The sequence below is a fragment of the Cognatiyoonia sp. IB215446 genome (assembly GCF_033963825.1).
Lineage (GTDB): Bacteria > Pseudomonadota > Alphaproteobacteria > Rhodobacterales > Rhodobacteraceae > Yoonia.
In genome coordinates this window covers 1-4,017 of the sequence record NZ_JAXBMD010000016.1, presented here as the reverse complement: position 1 = coordinate 4,017, position 4,017 = coordinate 1, and the positions used below count along the sequence as shown (strand labels likewise).

7 protein-coding genes and 1 pseudogene are annotated in these 4,017 nt (G+C 56.6%); 2 read left to right on the top strand and 6 right to left on the bottom strand.

Annotated features, from left to right (window positions below):
* Positions 1-214 (top strand): annotated as a pseudogene (locus SLH49_RS22245) (hypothetical protein); the annotation flags it as partial.
* A gap of 104 nt (positions 215-318) precedes the next feature.
* Positions 319-789 carry a DNA starvation/stationary phase protection protein gene (locus tag SLH49_RS22240; RefSeq protein ID WP_320271338.1) on the top strand — a complete coding sequence of 157 codons (471 nt, stop codon included), beginning with the start codon at positions 319-321 and terminating at the stop codon, positions 787-789.
* A gap of 55 nt (positions 790-844) precedes the next feature.
* Here SLH49_RS22240 and SLH49_RS22235 read toward each other — a convergent pair whose 3' ends face one another.
* The 6 genes from SLH49_RS22235 to SLH49_RS22210 all read right to left on the bottom strand — a co-directional run.
* Positions 845-1,678 (bottom strand): TonB family protein, encoded by an 834-nt coding sequence (locus tag SLH49_RS22235; protein ID WP_320271337.1) that lies wholly within the window; start codon positions 1,676-1,678, stop codon positions 845-847.
* A complete protein-coding gene (locus SLH49_RS22230; protein WP_320271336.1) occupies positions 1,675-2,061 on the bottom strand; it encodes an ExbD/TolR family protein in 387 nt (128 codons plus the stop codon). Before SLH49_RS22230 ends, SLH49_RS22235 begins: the two co-directional genes overlap by 4 nt.
* A complete protein-coding gene (locus SLH49_RS22225) occupies positions 2,061-2,426 on the bottom strand; it encodes a biopolymer transporter ExbD (RefSeq protein ID WP_320271335.1) in 366 nt (121 codons plus the stop codon). The genes SLH49_RS22230 and SLH49_RS22225 overlap by 1 nt, the downstream gene beginning before the upstream one ends.
* Positions 2,419-3,063, bottom strand: coding sequence for a MotA/TolQ/ExbB proton channel family protein (locus tag SLH49_RS22220; RefSeq protein WP_413785324.1), 645 nt, complete (start codon positions 3,061-3,063; stop codon positions 2,419-2,421). Before SLH49_RS22220 ends, SLH49_RS22225 begins: the two co-directional genes overlap by 8 nt.
* Positions 3,060-3,479 carry a hypothetical protein gene (locus SLH49_RS22215; RefSeq protein ID WP_320271334.1) on the bottom strand — a complete coding sequence of 140 codons (420 nt, stop codon included), beginning with the start codon at positions 3,477-3,479 and terminating at the stop codon, positions 3,060-3,062. Before SLH49_RS22215 ends, SLH49_RS22220 begins: the two co-directional genes overlap by 4 nt.
* Before the next feature lie 337 nt (positions 3,480-3,816).
* The coding region (locus tag SLH49_RS22210; protein ID WP_320271333.1) for a hypothetical protein at positions 3,817-4,017 on the bottom strand (201 nt) is incomplete at its 5' end.

Here is a 4,017-nt window from a genome sequence, read left to right as displayed (position 1 = left end):
CAGCGATGTGGTTGGCAACAAACCTGTGTTTTTTAGGCCCGGCACTGTGGAGCTGTCTTTTGACGAATCCTGGCTCATGCGGGCCATCATGGCGGCCTCTGATCGCGACACGGATAGTTTGGCGTTTCTCATCCGGTCCCGCATACCGAAAATACACCAGCGGCATATCAGCTTTCTGATCACTGGAATTTCCGAGCAGTTTTCTCAGGTTTAGAATAATTCTAAAAATTTCTTGTCTGCCTGAAAATGCAGGTTATGTAGGGTGTCAAGCGAGCCAGCCTGACGCCAGCCAGCAAAATCTATCCGGAGAAAAGAACAATGACGCAGACAGCGATGGCGCTGAATTCTGATGCGAAAACAGCAATTGCAGAGGCTTTGAACCAGTCGGTGGCAGAGACTGCTGTGACAACTATGCTTGCACAGAACTTTCATTGGAACGTCAAAGGCATGGCGTTTGGCCCGCTGCACGATCTGTTCCAGAAGATTTACGAGGATCATTTCGAAGGTCAGGATGATCTGGCAGAGCGTATTCGCGCGATTGACATGCATGCCGAAGGGACCTTGGCGGGCATGATCAAGCGGTCAAAGATTGCAGAGCATGACGGGCATGCGACAGACAAAGAGATGATCAAGATCATGCAAGATGCGCAGGAAACACTGGCAGCGACGCTTGCTGGCTGCGGTGAATTGGCCGCCAAGCATGGCGATACACTGACCGAGGATTTGTGCATCGCGCGCGGTCAGACGCATGAAAAGTTTGCCTGGTTCCTGCGATCGCATCTGGCCTGAGACCAGCAACCTATTGCTAGGAAGAGCGGGCCTTCGCGGCCCGCTTTTTTTGCAGTTAGCCACGTCCTTCAATCCTGATGCTGAAACTGCGCTGCGCACCTGGCGGCGGTGGCGGGAATGGTGCTGCGCGCTGAACAACCTGCATCGCCGCACGGTCGAGGCGCGCAGAGCCAGAGCTTTGTGCAATCGACACACCGGCAAGCGCACCATTTCCTGAAATTGAAAAGCGAACGACAGCAATACCACTTGCACGTACACGCGGCTGTCCAATCCGCGTAATGCGCTGCATCACCTCACCAGGATAGTTGTTGGCCGCGGCATTCCCAGCTGTCGCGGCCTGCCCGGTATTACCTGATTGTTGCGGCGCTGTTGCGCGCGTATTGCCGGTGGCGCTGCCTGCGGTGGCGTTTTGCTGGCTGTTGCCCGGTGGGGGTGGTTGCACCGGTCTTTCTGGTCGCGCCACGGGGCGTTGTGATGTCTCAACAGCGCTTTCGGTGGTGGCTGTGATTGTTTCCGGCGGGGTAGGGGTCTGTGTTTCGGGCTGCGCAGTTGGCGGCGGTGTCAACGTGGGGACAGTTGGTGCCATTGCGGAAAGAGGTACAGCAGCGATGGCAGAGGTTGTCGGTGTCACAGACTGGGCCGAGGTGACCGGGGCGGTCTCTGCAGGGGGTGGCGTTTCGGTGACAAGTGCCGGGTCGGGTGTTTGCGGCGTTTGTGTGCCCTGAACAAGATCGGCAAAGCTGTTGCCCAATCTTGCGTTGATCGCACCCGTCGCCCCGCCTGCGATTTCGACTGTTTGCTCTTCGTAAAAGGCGGCCATAAGGCCAATATGCAACGCAACCGACACAATAATGACCCCTGCTTTGACAAGGGCGGAGGAGCGGATCATTGCAGCGCCCGTTCAGTCACGATGATCACGGATTGCGCGCCGCCTTCACGTAAGTCGCGGGATACTTCCACAAGCCGATCTGCCGTGAGCGCGCGGTCAGGGACGATGCGGACTTGCGCCAATTGGTCTTCTGCCCTGTCCTGCAAAAACGCTGCCACATCGGGCAGCGCCGTGCCGCGATAGCTGAGGTCGCCAGCGGCGTTGATTACCAGTGCGTCGGGCGGTTCTCGACCGTCGAGCGTGCTGGTTTCAACCAGCTCCAGCTCCCCGTCAAGCGGTTGTGCAAGGGTCCCTGCCACCAGAAAGAAGATCAGCATCAGAAAAACAATGTTGATCAACGCGATTGTTGGCTCGGCCTTCTTTTTGCGCGTGATCTGCCGCATCAGGACGACCCCAGAACAGCGATGTCGAGGTTCGGGAAAGCACGCAGTGCGACCAGCAGATCGGTCAGGCGCTGTGCGGTGACATCTGTTTGCAGGGCCACCAGCAGAGTCTGTCCCGCCTGCGGTTCAAGGACAAGCCCGTCAAGCGGCTGCGTCTGACCATTGACCGTCAGCCGGTCAGGGTAGAGCTGCAAGAAGATTGGCGGCGTTCCGGGTGATGTGCCGCCAGCTGCTGCTGCGCTCAGCTCCACTTCTGCGAATTTTGAGAAAGTTGATGTCAGCATGAAAAACAACAAAAGCAGGAAGATGACGTCAACAAGTGGCGTCATCGAAATCGCCCGCTTTTGCCGCTTTGCTTTAAGCATGGGCCGCCTGAAGGGTCACAGCACCCCGTGCCGCGCGGGGCCGCAGGATGGTCTGGATCGCCTGATCCGCAACGCCGCGTTCGGCATCCATGCGGGATTCGAGCCATGAATGAAGGAGGGATGTTGGCATCGCGACGGCCAGCCCTGCTGCGGTGGTCATCAGGGCCACCCAGATGCCGCCAGCAAGGATTGATGGGTCCACCTGAGAGCCTGCGTCTTGTAACGCCTGAAAGGCCTCAATCATCCCCAGCACCGTCCCGAAAAGGCCCAGAAGCGGCGCAAGTTGCGCGACATTGTCGAGGATGCGCAGGCCGCGTTCGAGACGGGCAAAGCGTGCTTCGGCTTCGCTGATCAGCCGATCATTATCGTCCTGCTCGGCGTTGAGCGCCATCTCTACCACGGGGACAAGATAGCTGGTTGAGCGGCTCAGATAGGCATGCGTGCCGCTATCGTCGCCCGCATCCCACGCCTGCACAGCTTGCATCAGCGCGCGGTGCCGTCCGACACCGGCCACCCGGAATTGCCAGAGTTTGTAAAGCGCGATGGCCAGAACCGCGATTGACGTCACCATCAGAATGACAATGACAGGTCCGCCAAGGTCAACGATCTGGCTGAGTATCTGGAAAATATCGTTCACCCGAGCAACTCCACATCCGTACGGCTCGTCAGTGTGAGGCCGGTGGCACAAGTGGTGTTCTCAATCCCGCCGATCTGGCAGGCATTGACCCCGTTGAACAGAAGCTGTCTCAGATTTGTGCATTCAAGCTGCGGCAAGACGAACTGCCTGACCCGCGGCGCATGTGCCGGGATTTCCCCAAAGTCAAAAAGCGTCAGACGATCAACAGCACCTTCTGTGGTGAAAAGCACCGTCTCAAAAACGAGCTTTTCAATTCCGCCTACAGAGGTTGTCGACGCCACAAATGTAAGTTGACATCCTCCTTCCACGGGCTGAAGTGTATTCAATTCGATTGCGATGCCGTCGCCATCGGGTTCATCTGGGTGGGCGAAGCTGGCCGAAAACAATATGGTCAAAGCGGTGAGTAGGGTGCGCATCCATCTCTCCTCGTATCGATTACCTGACTATTATTGTAGGTTTTAAGGGTTGACCAGATAGTAGGGTAAATGAGTTTCACCTCGGAGACCAAGAAACTGCCGAAGAATGCCATAAAAGTGATCCCTGAAATGGATGGGTCGGCCCAGCTGCATATCTGTTTTCAACGTCTGGCATTGTGGTTGGCAACGTCTCGGCATTTTGACGGATGCGGCATTCACGTTGGGTTGTTTTCCGGCTTCACCCAACACATTGCTGCGTTGGGTGAGACTGCATGACTTTGTCAGACATACTGAACAGGCGATGATCGCGACACTTCGGACCGGGCCGTTTCGACGATTAAACGAAGCTGAACATATCAGCCTCAAGATCAAACAGATCCGTGCGGCGGAGTGTCAGGCTGTCTTCTTCCGAGAATTGGAACGTGACATCCCGCCCGTTCTGACTGGCCGTCGCGATCAGGTCATCGAAGGTTTCGACACCTGTAACATCAATCGCGATCTGATCGGAAGGCAGGCTGAAGAACCAGAAGTCAAAACC